Genomic DNA, 15,080 nt, shown 5'->3' on the forward strand with positions numbered 1-15,080 from the left:
ATTAATTTTAACGATATGAAAAGTAATATTTATTTAAAAATAAGCATGGTGTTGCTGGCCTTCACGCTGGGTTCCTGTCATGAAGAAATATTAGAATTAACACCCCCATCCGTACTTACAGAAGCTGATTTTTATCATTCAGCGGATGACATGGAAGGAGCAGTATTGGGTATCTATAGTCGCTTGCAGTCAAGACTACCCAGAGACTGGGCCATTCTGGAAATGCCCACTGATAATCTTCACCGGACTGGATACTACAGTATTGGCGGACTTGATGAGCTCAACAATTTGGCCTTTACTCCAGGTAACCCTCTATTTGCAGATTTTTGGGAAAGTACGTATAATGGTATTTTCAGGGCCAATGCTGTTTTAGCCTACATTGATAATCCTACAGATTATGCTGAGAGTCAAAAAGATCAGTTGAGGGGTGAGGCTAAATTTATGAGGGCACTTTTTTATTTTGACCTGGTACGTATGTTCGGTGGAGTACCGAAAGTAACGGATTTACTTTCGGTAGAAGAAGCTAAATCTACTCCTCGGGCCTCAGTAGATGAAATTTACAGCCTTATCATTGAAGATTTGGAGAGTGCCATTGAATTATTGCCGTTGAAAGAAAACATTGCTCTCGGAAGAGCGCATAAAAGCGCTGCGGTAGCTTTGTTGGGTAAAGTATATGTTTATCATGAGGATTGGGAAAACGCTATGACTTATCTGGATATGATGTCTACTTTCAATCACCGGTTGTTGGAGGATTTTGCTTCTTTATGGACACTGGAAAACGAAAATAATGATGAGGCAATATTTTCTATAAAATACCTGGAAGTGACAAACGATCATGTTTTATCAACAGACTTTTTGCCTTACTTCGGAGTAACTGGTATTGCTGCTAGTGGACTTGAAAATGCATTCCCTTCATGGGATTTGCATAAGCATTATGAGGATGAGGATAGTCGTAAAGAAGTAAGTATTACTGAATACTGGAGGTCACCTACCAGTCCGGAAGATGAGCCGCCGGCCTGGTATCCTTATGTAAACAAGTTTGCAGTACCCCATACACCTGGGGCTTCAGGGCTTGACTTGCCAGTATTAAGGTATGCTGATGTAGTCTTGCTTAGAGCAGAAGCACTGTATCATTTAAACCAGCCCGAAGAAGCACTGGCTGAATTGAATAAAGTGAGATCCAGGGCGTTTGGAGATACTTCCCATAACTATGAGATGTCCGATATCTCAGATATGGAAAGCTTTATGGATAAGCTGCTTCTGGAAAGAAGACTAGAGTTTGCATTTGAAAATGAACGATGGTTTGATCTGGTAAGAACTGACAGATTTGTAGAAGAACTGGAGGAGGTAGAACGGTATTATAATGTGGGGACTGCTACTCCACAGGTGGTGGACCTTAATCCTAAACCCTATCAGAGGTATTTTCCGATTCCTCAAAACCAGTTAGATCTTTCTGAAACCGACGGTCTGACACAGAACGAAGGATATTAACCACCAAGCAATGCAGAAAGCTTGATCTTGCGCTGTATAATATGAGGGAAGATTTAGAGGTAGTTGAAAAAAATTAATTTAATAATGAAGGTAAAAACAATTAATCGTAGGAAGTTCTTTACAGACACCGCTATTTCGGCAGCAGGCCTCATGTTGGGAAGCAACTTCATAGGATGTTCAACAAAGGGAGAGACTAGTTCTCCCCCTCTTTCCACTTCATCTGTTTCAAAGTATAACATAATGGATGAGGTGATGAAGTTTCGCAAAATAGATTCCCACGCGCATGTGTATTTTTCAGAAAATAGTCCGGCGTACCAGATTGATTTTGCTGACCGTCTTGGAATTGACAAACTGGTAATTTCCCGGCCTATGGAACCAGGTAGTAAAGGTACACCTGAAGAGTTCAGAGCTTGTAATAACCTGATTCTGGAGTGTGTAAAAAAGCACCCTGACAGGTTTATCGGGCAGATGACACTCAATCCTACTTACAAAAAAGAGTCACTGGAAGAGATCAACCGCTGTATGGACCAGGGTATGGTAGGTTTAAAAGTATATAATCATGTAAAAATCAGTGATCCTCTTTTCTATCCAATTATAGAGAAGTTTATCGACCTTAACATGATCATCCTGATGCATGTGGGGATTGGCAAATCCCGTATCACCTATGATCCCGGAGAACCTGAAAATGTTTCTATCCCTGCAGACTTTGTGGAGATTGCTCAAAGGTATCCTGAAGCCATGTTTCAATTTGCACACCTGGCCGGTGGAGAAGACTGGGAAGATGCGGTCAAAGCGCTCAAGCACTCTCCCAATGTGTATGTGGATGTATCCGGTAGTAACAATGATGCCTATATTATTGATTTTGCCATGAAATATTTAGGCGAAGACAGGATATTATTTGGTTGTGATAATAGCTTTTACCAGGGAGTCGGTCACATGCTTTCCGCGGACCTTAATGAATCACAGCGCAGGAAGATCTTTTTTGAAAATTATAACAACATCTTAAAAAAGTCAGGTAATCATGTTGGTTGATACAAACGCATATGTTGGGCACTGGCCATTCAGGCATCGTGAGTATAACTCCTGTACATCCCTGCTGGGTAGAATGAACCAGTTTGGAGTCGATGTTTCAGTGGTGAGTAATATGAATGGAGTTTTTTATAAAAATACCCAGACGGCTAATGAAGAGCTTTACGAAGAACTCAAGAGTAAGCAGGAGTTTCAGGAACGCTTCATTCCTTTTGCGGTAATCAATCCGATTTATAGCGGCTGGAAAGATGACTTTAAAGTCAGCACTCAGCAGATGGGTATGAGAGGAATTCGCATGTTTCCCAAGTATCATGGCTATGACCTGACCAATCCGGCGTGTGTGGAGCTTGTAAAGATGGCTCGTGATCGGGATTTACCGGTTGCATTTTCACTACGCATGGTTGATAGTCGGCCAAGCTCATGGCTGGACCTGGAAAGAAAAACCGAATGGGCCTTAAAAGATGTGCTGCCTATCATCCGTGAAGTGCCGGATGCTAAATATATGATTGTCAATGTAGCGGGAAGCACAGCACTCAATGAAGAAGAAACAGAGCTTATAAGAAATGCCAATGTTATCATGGATACATCAGGTAGAGGCATCAACCGCATCGTTAGCTTGCTGGATACTTTAGGCAAAGACAAACTCGCTTTTGGTACTCATTCGCCGATACTGGATTACCTCACCGGGCTTCTGCGTATTGAGTCTCTTAGGCCAGAAGAAGCTGATGAGGAGACCAAAAAGCTTTTGAGATATGGTAATGCGAAGCGAATACTAGGAGAAGTAATATAAGTGAGTAAACTAATACAACTAAAACTTATGCATAGTTTTTACAGGTACATCTTTTTACCCCTAAGTCTTATTTTTTTCTATGCTTCTTCCGCTGAGGGGCAGCAGGATCAGGCCAAAAAAGAAGCTTATCTGGAAGAACTGATTGAGCTACAGGAGCGCCCTTCCTCTCATGATGAATATGTGAACCTCCATGATGCTACCTGGCTGGACTGGGTGGAACGTACTGGTGCTTTGCCTCCTAATTTTGATGAAATGCCGTCTTTGCCTTTTTTACCCGACCCATTAATTTTAGATGAAGGGGGTGAGAATATCCCGGTAGAAACCAAGGAACAGTGGAAAGAAAAAAGAACCTGGATCAGAGATCAGGTGAAGCATATCATTTCCGGTTCTTTTCCGGAAGCTCCTGAAAATATCAACGCTACAGTGCTGGATGAAAAATATGAGAATGGAGTGAAAGTTGAAATAGTAGAGCTGAGGTTTGGAAAAAATGATCAGGCAAAGCTTACCATTGAGATCATGACACCTCCTGGCGAAGGGCCATTTCCCGTCTTTATGACGCAGTGGAACCACAGAGGCTGGGCGCAGATCGCCCTCAGGCGAGGATATATGGGAGTGGTGTATGCAGGAGCGGATGCTAAAGACGATACCCAGGCTTATCTTGAGCTCTACCCAGACCATGACTGGAGTACGCTGATGCATAGGGCTTGGGGAGCACACCGGGCAGTAGATTATTTGTACACTCTGCCGAGCGTAGACACTTCCAAAATTGCTATTACCGGCCACTCGCGTAACGGAAAGCAGTCTCTTTTGGCAGCGGCTTTTGATGATCGTATCGATGCAGTCATCTCCAGTAGCGGAGGAACCGGTGGGGAGTTCCCTTATCGTTATACCGATGAAAGACATTCTAATGAGTCTATAGAGTTCCTTAATGTTCGCCGTACCCATTGGTTTCATCCCAGGATACGTTTTTATACCGGCAGAGAACATAAAATGCCTATTGACCAGAATTCACTAATGGCTTTGATTGCCCCAAATGCTTTAATGTTAAGCTCTTCAATACGAGAAGGAGGTGGCGGCGATGCCTGGGCAGTAGAACAAATGTACCTTTCCCTCAAGGAGGTCTATGAGTTTTTGGATGTGCCAGGAAAGTTAGGCATTCGTCTCAGAGATGGAGGCCATGGTGTTTCTTCCAGGGATATTGAGGCTTATGTGGACTGGTTGGATATACAGTTTGAGAGAAAAGACTTGCCCTGGGATAACATGCTTTATTATAACTATACATTTGATAAGTGGAAGGGTATAAGTGAAGAAAACATTGATCCTAGAGCTTTTCCTGAAGTTGAAAAAAACTACGATGTACTTACCAACCTAAAGGGAGAAAAAATTAAAACAGCTGATGCGTGGCAGGAGAAAAAGGAAAATATCCGGGAGCAAATCCACTGGGTATTGGGAGATGCGCCGGCAGGAGTGTCGGCCAGTCCAGTCCGGCAACTCAGCAAAAGAGAAGATTATATCACCAGCCTCATCAACCGGCCCAGTCCTGCAAACGGAGAGAAAATGAATATCGCTCCCTACAATGCCCTGGGCGATTATTTATACGGGTCACTTTACTATCCTACGGATGAGCAGGGTGATATGAAGACCCGGGCTGATGGTAAACTACCAGTGGTCATTTACCTGCATAAATACGCTAACACAGGTTTTGATGCTGAATTGAATGAGCTGTTTGAAAATATATTATCCCGAGGCATGGCAGTGCTGGCCATGGACATGATTGGCTATGGTACTAGAATAGAAGAGGGGACCTACTTTTACCAACGCTATCCGCATTGGTCTAAACTGGGTAAAATGGTGAGCGACACAAGGGCTGCCATTGATGCGCTACAAACGCTGGACTTTGTAGATCAGAATAAAATTTATCTGGCGGGTTACTCACTAGGTGGAACGGTAAGTTTATTTACCGCTGCGCTTGATGACAGAGTGTCTGGCACGGCTGTAGTCAGTGCTTATACACCCCTCAGAGATGCCGAAGCCAATAAAGACCTGGAAGGAATAAAAGCATACTCACATCTGTACGGCTTGCTGCCTCGTCTGGGGTTTTTCCTGGGGTATGAAAACAGATTACCAGTCGATTATAATGAGCTCATCTCTACCATTGCACCCCGACCCTTATTAGTAATCGCACCGGAATTAGATCGTCATGCTGATTTTGATAATGTCAGCGAAAGCATAGATGAGGCATCCACTGTTTATGGGCTGTACGATGCAAAAGATCATCTGAAATTTAACTCACCTCATGAATTCAGCGGATTCACTACTTCACAAAATGCTTCCCAGAGGGAAATGCTGGTGGACTGGCTGGATAAAATGAGTAATCAGACTATGGTTAATAGAATAAGAATGAAATAGCCTTTTCATGTTGGTGAAGATGCTATGGTATTAGATACTATTATCAACCTTGAGAGAAGGTGTCTTCCGGTCTCCTGGTACTTAAAATTGTTGTAAAACAAAATTATCACAGTATGAAAAACTTTATCTACCTACTATGCTTTATTCTGCTGACTCATAGTGCAATCGGTCAGGGAATAAACATATCCGGAACAGTAACTTCTGTTGAGGATAACATGCCTTTACCAGGAGTGAACGTCATCGTCCAGGGTACTGGTACGGGTACAGTTACCAACATCAATGGAGAGTATTCCTTAGAAGTACCATCTTCTGAGTCTGTACTGGTATTTTCATTTGTAGGTTACGTATCAAAGGAAATCACAGTAGGCAACTCAAATACTATTGATGTAAACCTGGTGGCCGATCAGGCGCAGCTGGATGAAGTAGTTGTCATCGGTTATGGAACACAGAAAAAAAGTGATTTGACTGGGGCAGTATCCCGTGTGGATGGGGAGAGTATACAAAATAAAAGTTATACACAAGTGACTGAAATGCTCTCCGGCCAGGTAGCTGGTATTTACGCCAATCAGAGCCCATCACCAGCTGGAGGAGGAGCTATGGAAGTGAGAGGTCCTACCTCACTTACCGGAGGTACTGACCCCCTTATTGTACTTGATGGAGTGATATTTAACGGAAATATCGCTGATATCAATCCAAATGATATTGAGCATATTGATGTCTTGAAAGATGCAAGTTCCGCTGCAGTCTATGGATCAAAAGCTGCCTCAGGGGTAGTGATTATTACCACCAAGAAGGGAGATACAGGGAAGCCTACTATTAATTTTACCGCAAAAACCGGGGTTAGTTTGCTGACTAATTACGATTTCAGGCCTCGTAATGCTGCTGAGTATGAAGATTTCAGAAGAGATTACTTCAGAACGGTAGGGATTGCCAACAGGGAAGATTGGTATTGGGACGATCCTAATGATCTAAGAGGTGGAGTTACGCTGGAGCAGTGGCGAAATGCTAACCCCAATCCAAATCCTGATGATACCCAGGAATATCTGGGAAGACTCAACTTTTTTAATACTGAAACTGAACAGTACCTGGCAGGAGAAACGGTGAATTGGTTTGATGAAATAATCCGACCTGGGTTAAGACAAAACTATGACCTTAGTGTTGGTGGTGGGGCTGAAAACTTTAATTACTACTGGTCAATAGGATATGTGGATAATGAAGGAGTGATTGTAGGGGATGATTTTACCGCGATACGAACTAGATTAAATGTAGATTTTGCTGTTACCGACTGGCTTAATGTGGGCGTCAATGCCCAGTATACCAATCGGGATCAAAGTACAGTACCTGCCAGCATGAATTTCAGCAGTATTAGTCCTTACAGCCGAATATATGATGAAGATGGTAATCTGGAATGGTATCCTCATGGCTATTCCATCGTTACCAATCCGCTTATTAACTATTATGGTCAGGAAAAGTATGAGAAGACCCATAGCCTGTTTGCTGCTATGTTTGCTGATGTAGCACTACCCTTTGGCTTTAATTATCGGGTATCGTTCCAGCCTCGTATGGAGTTTGCCAAAGATTATAACTTCTGGGATTCTGAAACCATCATCGGAGGACGTACCTATTTGGACGGCTATGGGACACGTGAGGATAATACCCTTAATGCCTGGATGATTGACAACATTTTGAGTTGGAACAAACAATTTGGTGTTCATGCCTTTGATGTTACATTGCTCTACAATGCAGAACAGACCAAGACGTACAATTCTTATGGAGAAAATCAAACTTTTCTACCCAATCAGCAGCTTGGGTACAACGGCTTGCAGTTTGGTGCTAAGCCTCTGGTAAGCACCAATGATACAGAAGCAGGAGGGGAGGCCCTGATGGCACGCCTGAATTATACTTTACTGGATAGATATTTATTAACGGCTTCTGTAAGGCGTGACGGCTATTCTGCATTTGGACAAGAACATCCTACTGCTACTTTTCCAGCTGCGGCACTTGCCTGGAAAATTTCTGATGAAAGCTTTTTCAATAGCGAGCTTGTCAATCGTCTGAAATTGAGATTGTCTTGGGGAGTAAATGGCAACCGAGATATAGGAATCTATTCAGCATTGGCTCAAATAGGTTCTGTCTTATATTACGATGGCACCAATGTCCAGATGGGATTATATAACAATACACTGGCCAACCCTGGCTTGCGCTGGGAAAGAACAGAGTCCTTCAATATTGGTATTGATATGGGGCTGTTAGATGACCGGATTGACCTTTCTGCCAATGTATATGACATGACGACGACAGACTTACTCATGAGTCGTAAACTTCCGGAGATTACCGGGTTTACCAGCATCATTTCTAACCTGGGTGAGTTGAGCAATCGGGGAGTGGAGTTAAGTATCAATACCGTGAATATTAGCAATCAGAACCTTTCCTGGAAATCTGGCTTTGTCTTTTCTTTGAACAGGAATAAGATTGAAAGCTTATTTGGCGATTACGAAGAGGTAGAGGTAAATGGTGAAACCATTACCAGAGAAATTCCGGATTATACCAACCTTTGGTTTCCTGACGAAGCAATTGATGTAGTTTGGGAATATGATGTTGTAGGTGTATGGCAACTGGATGAGGCTTCGGAAGCCGCTGAGTACAACATGGTGCCTGGAGACTACAAAGCAGTGGACGTTGATGATAGTAAAACTTATGATGCTTTGGTAGATAAGCAGTTCATAGGCTACGAACAGCCTAGATATCGGCTGGGATTAAGAAATGATTTTAGCTTTTTGAAAAACTTTACGGCTTCAGTATTCATTCGCGCTGACCTGGGGCATATCGGAGAGTTTGACTACGCGGTGCACGAATCTTCCACCTATGACAGGATCAATATCTGGAACATTCCCTACTGGACGCCTACTAACGGAAACGATGAATATGCGCGGACATCTGAAGTCCACGGTGCATACGGGGGAGGACTTAGAATCTTCAAGTCCCGATCATTTGTAAGGGTACAGGATGTATCGTTGGCTTATAATATACCAATGAACCTTGCTGAGCGGATTAATGTGAATAGCCTGCGTATTTTTGCTTCCGCTCGTAATCTTTTCACTTTCACAGACTGGCCCGGCTGGGATCCTGAAACGGGTTTGAGTGGTACAATGGACGGACCTATGCCCAAGACATTTAGTATTGGTGTAAATGTATCCCTTTAATGTAGCGCTATCACTGTAAAAAATCTTAACTATGAAACGTATATTCAATAGATATTTGGTACTGTTCCTGGTATTTCTAATGCAGGTTTCCTGCTCAGATGACTTGCTGGAACCCAAACCGCTCTCCTTCTTTTCTCCTGCTAGTGTTTTTAATGATCAGGCAGGATTTGAAGCTGCGCTGGTTACGATGAGAAAAGCACTCACCGAAGGCATAACCGGCAGCAGAAGATACTATATGGTGGGAGAGTGGGCAGCGTCAGAAGCGGGTGTTCCTACTTTTCAGATGGATTGGTATCAGACTACGCCCTATTTTGACCGCTATTATACTTTTCTTCCTTTATTCTCTGAGGCATATGAATTTATCAAAAATACCAACGTGCTTATTGGCCGCATTGATGAGATTGAATGGGATAGCCAGGAAGAAAAAAACGCAATACTAGCAGAAGGCTATTGGCACCGTGCCTACTGGTATTACTGGTTAGTCAATGCCTATGGAGATGTGCCTTTTGTAGGACAGGAAGTAGAAGGAGCCAAGCTGGACTACTACACTCACAGCCGCTGGGCTATATTAGATAAGATACAGGCTGATATGGAATTTGCGGTTCAACATCTACCTGAAGCGGCTGTTCCTGGAGCTATTACCAAAGGAGCAGGTAATCATTTACTTACCAAAATATATCTTGCCAACCTTGAATTTGACGAGGCTATAGAAGCCGCTACCAGAGTAATTAACGGGCCTTATGCATTAATGACCGAAAAGTTTGGCACAAGTGCAGATGATCCGGTAAGAAATCTCATCTGGGATCTTCATCGTCCGGAAAATAAGAATAGCCCTGAAAATACGGAGACTATTTTGGCTATAGTGGATCGTTTTGAGGCACCTAATGGTGCACAATCAGCAGGTCTTTATACCATGAGACATTATCATTCCTCCTGGTGGCATAGCAGAAACCGTGATAGTGAAGGCTTGGCAGGTACCATGGATGCTGGCCCAATGTACGATACGTTGGGGAGAGGTAATCCTGACCTGGTAAGTACGCCCTATGGCTACTACGACATTTGGGCTACCGATGATTATACCTGGTCAACTACACCAGACTTGCGAAGAAGCGATACCAATTGGGTGGATAAGCATGAACTGGTCTACAATAATCCTGCGTCTGCTGATTTTGGTGAGCCCATTGACCCCATGAATTATGCTGATCCGCAGGATTCAGTGCAGCTTCTTTTTCCTTTTCCTTTTTACAAAACTTATGCTCCTCAACAAGATCCAAATGCAGTTCCTATGGGAGGAAATGGTGACTGGTACATATTCCGACTGGCAGAGACCTATCTCTTGAGAGCTGAAGCTTATTATTGGAAAGGTGATCTTGCCAGTGCAGCCCGTGACCTCAATATGGTAAGAGAAAGAGCTAATGCGGTTCCTGTGGCTGTAGGTGATGTGACCATAGACTATATTTTTGATGAACGTGCAAGAGAACTTTTCATTGAATCCCCTCGCCATTCAGAATTAGTAAGGGCATCTTATATCATGGCTAGCTTGGGAGTGGATGGTTACAGCCTGGAGAACTTCAGTGAGAACAATTGGTGGTATGATCGGGTGATAGCTCATAACATCATGTACGAAATACAGCCCGTGATTATTGGGAATAGTCCAAGAATTGCCCCCTATCATGTGCTTTGGCCTATAGATGCGGATGTCATTACAGCCAATACAAAAGGAGTAATCAATCAAAATGAAGGCTATGTTGGAGCTGAAAATAATGCTCCCCCTCTGGAAACAATAGAAGAAAATACGGATGTAGAATAATTTTAATATCAAGCTGTGGTGAAGCAATTGAAAGAATGGAGAGGCCTCACTACAGCTTAATATTTTTTGTAAAAGATAATGACTATTTTCATTTGAATTCAATCTTTCCACGACCTACATATGAATATACTTACCATCTTACTCTTTTACTTTTTCACTAGCTTTTTTACTTTTTTCGCTCATTCCTGGCAAACTGATGAAAAGTCTAATCCTTCTTCACAGGCTGTGCTATTAAATGATAATGCCGGTTGGTGCTGGTTTCAGGATGACAGAGCCATCATTGATGGGGATCAGTTACTTTTTACAAGTGTTACTTCAGAGGGTGCCAACACAGTGACCAGCTATAACATGAAGACTGGTGAGAAGCTGACTGTGGTCATCAATGATCAAACTTTTGAAGCGGATGACCATAATGTAGGGGCCTTACTCAAACGACCAGATGGAAGATACCTGACGGTTTATGCCGGTCATGGTGTAGAGACCAAAATGCGCTACCGTATCTCTACCAATCCTGGCGATATCAGCGCGTGGGGTGAAGAAAAAACTGCCGATACAGGAGGAAGAACTACCTATTCAAACGTTTTCAGACTTTTAGAAAGTGGCAAAACCTATAACTTCCACAGAGGAGCTGGCAACAATCCCAATTATATGGTTTCAGAAGATGATGGAGAAACCTGGAGCTATGGTGGGCAGCTGTTTTCTTTTCCGGGTCGCCCTTACCTGAGGTATACTACGAATCATAAAGATCGTATTCATTTTATCACCACCGAAGAACATCCCAGGCATTATAACAACAGCATCTATCACGGATATATTGAAGGTGAGGAAGTATTTGGTTCTGACGGGCAAAAAGTAGGTGCTCTTGGCAAGAGGAAAAATAGCAGCCTCAAACCCTATGATTTTACCTGCATCTATGATGGTGACTCTACCACCAGGAAAAATGTAGCATGGACCAGCGACATTGAATTAGATAAAAGTGGTTATCCATATGTAGGCTTTTCAGTGACCAAAGATCCTATAAAACTGGGAGAAACCCAGGATACCGAAGAAGGGGGCTTTGACCATCGCTATCATTATGCCCGTTGGGATGGACAGCAGTGGCACGAATACGAGATTGCCTATGCTGGTGCCCGGCTGTATGCGGGTGAAAATGAATACACTGGCCTCATTAGCCTGCATCCTAATGATCCTAATGTGGTTTATATCTCTACAAATGTACACCCTGAAACAGGAAATCCACTCAGAGACAATGGACCTCAGCATTATGAGATTTTCCGTGGCACCACTAAAGACCAGGGAGCTACCTGGCAGTGGACAGCCATTACTGAAAATTCAGATGAAGATAATATTCGTCCTATGGTAGTCTGTAGTGACAAAAGAGAGGTTCTGCTGTGGCTGAAAGGGCGATATACTACTTATCGCAATTATGATCTGAGTGTGTATGGACTAATTTCTAATAACCTTTAAAAGACCTTAAAGACAACGATAGTTATATAAAAGTGTGAAAATAAAATAGAACGTGGCATGAAAAACAATGATTATTCAAGACGGCAATTTTTGAAGCAAAATACCTTAACTGGCTTGGGTGCTATGTTACCAATAAGTGTAAATGCTGGAATTTTTAACCATATCAGAAGCAATACAAGTAAGCCTGCGCTGATGGGTGGAGAGGCAGTGAGAAAAGAAGAATGGCCTGAGTGGCCCCAGTGGCATCCCCAGGAAGATGAAGACAGGGTAATAGAGGTGCTTCGCAGTGGTGTATGGTCTAGATCTGACGTAACCAAAGAATTTGAAAATAAATGGGCTGAGACTATAGGGGCTAAACGGGCTTTGGCGGTGGTAAATGGCACCAATGCTTTGATAGCAGCTTTGGTACAGCTGGATGTTGGGGGTGGTGATGAAGTAATTCTACCTCCCTATACATTTATTGCTTCTGCACAGGCCATCCTGGCAACCGGAGCGATTCCCGTCTTTGTTGATATAGATCCAGAAACATTTCAAATGGATCCCGATAAAATTGAAGCTAAAATCACTCCCCGTACCAAGGCAATCATGCCGGTACACATTTTAGGGTTACCTAGTGATATGGAGAGGATCATGCAAATTGCAAATAAACATAAGCTGGTAGTCGTAGAAGACGCTTGTCAGGCATGGCTTGCAGAAATTAATAACAAAAAAATGGGCACCTTTGGCCATGCAGGATGCTTTAGTTTTCAGAACTCAAAAAACCTGCCTATCGGAGAAGGAGGAGCAATCGTAAGCGATGATGATGAATTTATGGACAGGTGCTACTCTTATCATAACTATGGAAATCCTTACGGAACTGTAGTAGGTGAAGTGGGTGCCGGAACTATCATGCTGGGCACTAAGCTGCGCATTACTGAATATCAGGCCGCTATTGGTCTGGCGCAGTTAAAACGTTTGGAAGAACAAACAGAAACCCGCAGCCAGAATGCCGAATATCTTAAGGCACAAATCAAAGATATACCTGGTATTGTGCCTTATAAGCTATATGATCATGTCACCCGGGCAGCTTTTCATCTTTTTCCTTTCAGGTACAAAAAAGAAGGTTTTCAGGGACTTCCCAGAGAAACATTCCTCAAAGCACTCAGCGCTGAAGGGGTACCCTGCTACAAAGGTTACGCTCCTCTGAATAACATGCCTTACCTGGGAAATGCTTTTAAGACAAAGAATTTCCAGAGGATGTACACTCAGGAAGAGCTTGATATTGATGCTTATCTGGAAAGAAACCAGTGCCCTGAAAATGACATCATATGCAACGAAGAAGCAGTATGGATATCACAAAGCATGTTGCTGGGAAATCAATCTGATATGGATGATATTGCCTCGGCTATTGCGAAGGTCCAGCAGCATGCAGGTGAAATCAAATCTTATATCGCGGCAGGATGAGAGAGATACTAATATTAACAGTTTTGGCATCAGCTTTCCTTGCCAATATTTTATATGCACAATCTTCGTCTGAGAGTTGGAAGGCAGGTGTAGCAAAAGTAATTATTACCCCACAAGAAAACCTTTGGATGGCCGGATATGGTGCAAGAGATCATCCTGCAGAAGGTAAGTTACATGATTTATGGGCTAAAGCCCTGGCGATAGAAGATGTATCTGGCAAACGTGCAGTGTTGATATCTACAGACTTGCTTGGGATGCCTAAAGATTTATCGGATCGCATCAGAGATCGCCTGGAAGAAAAACTGAACTTGTCCCGAGCACAGGTTCTGCTGAATAGTTCTCATACTCATTCCGGTCCTGTACTTGAGAAATCTTTATCTGATATCTATCCACTTGATGAAACACAGTTAAATGAAGTGAGACATTATTCAACAGTTCTGGAAGATCAGATTGTGGATTTAGTAAGTGAGGCTTTAGCATCATTGGAGCCTGTAAAAATTTACTCAGGTAATGGCGTAAGTCGCTTTCAGGTAAACAGGAGAAATAATGATGCTGCTACTTTGCATATGCAGACTGATCTTAAGGGCCCTAACGATTATGCGGTACCCGTCATGAAAGTGCAGAAGGAAGATGGTGAGGTGATGGCCATTGCGTTTGGGTATGCCTGTCATCCAACGGTACTCAGTTTTTATCAGTGGTCTGGTGATTATCCCGGTTTCGCCCAGATAGAATTAGAAAAAAGATACCCAAATGCTACCGCATTGTTCTTTCAGGGAGCCGGTGCGGATCAGAATCCGCTACCCCGTAGAACGGTAGCCTTGGCAAAGCAGTACGGGCAAACATTGGCTGCGGCAGTAGAGAGCGTGCTAAGTGAAGAAATGAGGGAATTATCTCCGCAATTGACCGCAGCTTATACCGAGATAGATTTGCCACTGGACAGTCCTCCGACAGAGGAGACATTGAAAAAGATGGTAGAAGAATCATCCTCTTATCAGAAAAGGTGGGCCCAACGGATGCTTGCAAAGATGGAAAATGAGGAAGCTTTTGAAAACACCTATCCTTATCCACTGCAGGTGTTGAAGATGGGTGATCAGGCTATATTCTCCCTAGGAGGTGAGTTGGTAGTGGAATATTCCATAAATCTCAAGCAGGTTTTTGGGCATGATATTATGGTTTTGGGTTATTCCAACGATGTCATGGCTTATATTCCCTCTACTACTATTCTACGTGAGGGCGGTTATGAAGGAGCAACATCCCAAATTGTTTATGGTCTGCCTTCTACCTGGTCTTCGGATATAGAATCTAAAATCATCAGCGGAATGGTAGGTCTGGCAAATCAGGCCGGTGTACAACAAATTGAAGCTAAATTAATTAATGAATAAAAAATTTGCTAAAAGAAGAAGGGTACTACCATTCTTCATTAAGTAAAGGGAAATTA

Annotated in this window: 9 protein-coding genes; all 9 read left to right on the top strand. The window is 42.9% G+C overall.

What is annotated here, in order from left to right:
- Positions 1-15: 15 nt before the first annotated feature.
- The 9 genes from WJR50_RS17605 to WJR50_RS17645 all read left to right on the top strand — a co-directional run bounded on the left by WJR50_RS17605 (position 16) and on the right by WJR50_RS17645 (position 15,024).
- Positions 16-1,491 carry a RagB/SusD family nutrient uptake outer membrane protein gene (locus tag WJR50_RS17605; protein ID WP_341294619.1) on the top strand — a complete coding sequence of 492 codons (1,476 nt, stop codon included), beginning with the start codon at positions 16-18 and terminating at the stop codon, positions 1,489-1,491.
- Between the two features lie 84 nt (positions 1,492-1,575).
- A complete protein-coding gene (locus tag WJR50_RS17610) occupies positions 1,576-2,523 on the top strand; it encodes an amidohydrolase family protein (protein ID WP_341294620.1) in 948 nt (315 codons plus the stop codon).
- Positions 2,513-3,310 carry an amidohydrolase family protein gene (locus WJR50_RS17615; protein WP_341294621.1) on the top strand — a complete coding sequence of 266 codons (798 nt, stop codon included), beginning with the start codon at positions 2,513-2,515 and terminating at the stop codon, positions 3,308-3,310. Before WJR50_RS17610 ends, WJR50_RS17615 begins: the two co-directional genes overlap by 11 nt.
- Positions 3,311-3,337: 27 nt before the next feature.
- Entirely contained in the window at positions 3,338-5,719 is a 2,382-nt protein-coding gene (locus WJR50_RS17620; RefSeq protein ID WP_341294622.1) for a glucuronyl esterase domain-containing protein, read from the top strand.
- A gap of 113 nt (positions 5,720-5,832) precedes the next feature.
- Entirely contained in the window at positions 5,833-8,922 is a 3,090-nt protein-coding gene (locus tag WJR50_RS17625) for a SusC/RagA family TonB-linked outer membrane protein (RefSeq protein ID WP_341294623.1), read from the top strand.
- 31 nt (positions 8,923-8,953) lie between these two features.
- On the top strand, positions 8,954-10,732 hold the full coding sequence (locus tag WJR50_RS17630; RefSeq protein WP_341294624.1) for a RagB/SusD family nutrient uptake outer membrane protein: 1,779 nt from the start codon (positions 8,954-8,956) through the stop codon (positions 10,730-10,732).
- A 120-nt stretch (positions 10,733-10,852) separates the two neighbouring features.
- A complete protein-coding gene (locus WJR50_RS17635) occupies positions 10,853-12,199 on the top strand; it encodes a BNR-4 repeat-containing protein (protein WP_341294625.1) in 1,347 nt (448 codons plus the stop codon).
- Positions 12,200-12,322: 123 nt separating this feature from the next.
- Positions 12,323-13,642 (top strand): DegT/DnrJ/EryC1/StrS family aminotransferase, encoded by a 1,320-nt coding sequence (locus WJR50_RS17640; RefSeq protein ID WP_445223471.1) that lies wholly within the window; start codon positions 12,323-12,325, stop codon positions 13,640-13,642.
- The gene (locus tag WJR50_RS17645; RefSeq protein WP_341294627.1) at positions 13,639-15,024 is read left to right on the top strand and encodes a neutral/alkaline non-lysosomal ceramidase N-terminal domain-containing protein; all 1,386 of its coding nucleotides are present in this window, start codon (positions 13,639-13,641) and stop codon (positions 15,022-15,024) included. Before WJR50_RS17640 ends, WJR50_RS17645 begins: the two co-directional genes overlap by 4 nt.
- Positions 15,025-15,080 lie beyond the last annotated feature (56 nt).

This window comes from Catalinimonas locisalis (genome assembly GCF_038039535.1).
Classification (GTDB): Bacteria; Bacteroidota; Bacteroidia; order Cytophagales; family Cyclobacteriaceae; genus Catalinimonas.

Bases quoted from the DNA above. Each gene is read 5' to 3' on its own strand.
- WJR50_RS17605 (WP_341294619.1), top strand. From the start codon at position 16: ATGAAAAGTAATATTTATTTAAAAATAAGCATGGTGTTGCTGGCCTTC.
- WJR50_RS17610 (WP_341294620.1), top strand. From the start codon at position 1,576: ATGAAGGTAAAAACAATTAATCGTAGGAAGTTCTTTACAGACACCGCT.
- WJR50_RS17615 (WP_341294621.1), top strand. From the start codon at position 2,513: ATGTTGGTTGATACAAACGCATATGTTGGGCACTGGCCATTCAGGCAT.
- WJR50_RS17620 (WP_341294622.1), top strand. From the start codon at position 3,338: ATGCATAGTTTTTACAGGTACATCTTTTTACCCCTAAGTCTTATTTTT.
- WJR50_RS17625 (WP_341294623.1), top strand. From the start codon at position 5,833: ATGAAAAACTTTATCTACCTACTATGCTTTATTCTGCTGACTCATAGT.
- WJR50_RS17630 (WP_341294624.1), top strand. From the start codon at position 8,954: ATGAAACGTATATTCAATAGATATTTGGTACTGTTCCTGGTATTTCTA.
- WJR50_RS17635 (WP_341294625.1), top strand. From the start codon at position 10,853: ATGAATATACTTACCATCTTACTCTTTTACTTTTTCACTAGCTTTTTT.
- WJR50_RS17640 (WP_445223471.1), top strand. From the start codon at position 12,323: ATGTTACCAATAAGTGTAAATGCTGGAATTTTTAACCATATCAGAAGC.
- WJR50_RS17645 (WP_341294627.1), top strand. From the start codon at position 13,639: ATGAGAGAGATACTAATATTAACAGTTTTGGCATCAGCTTTCCTTGCC.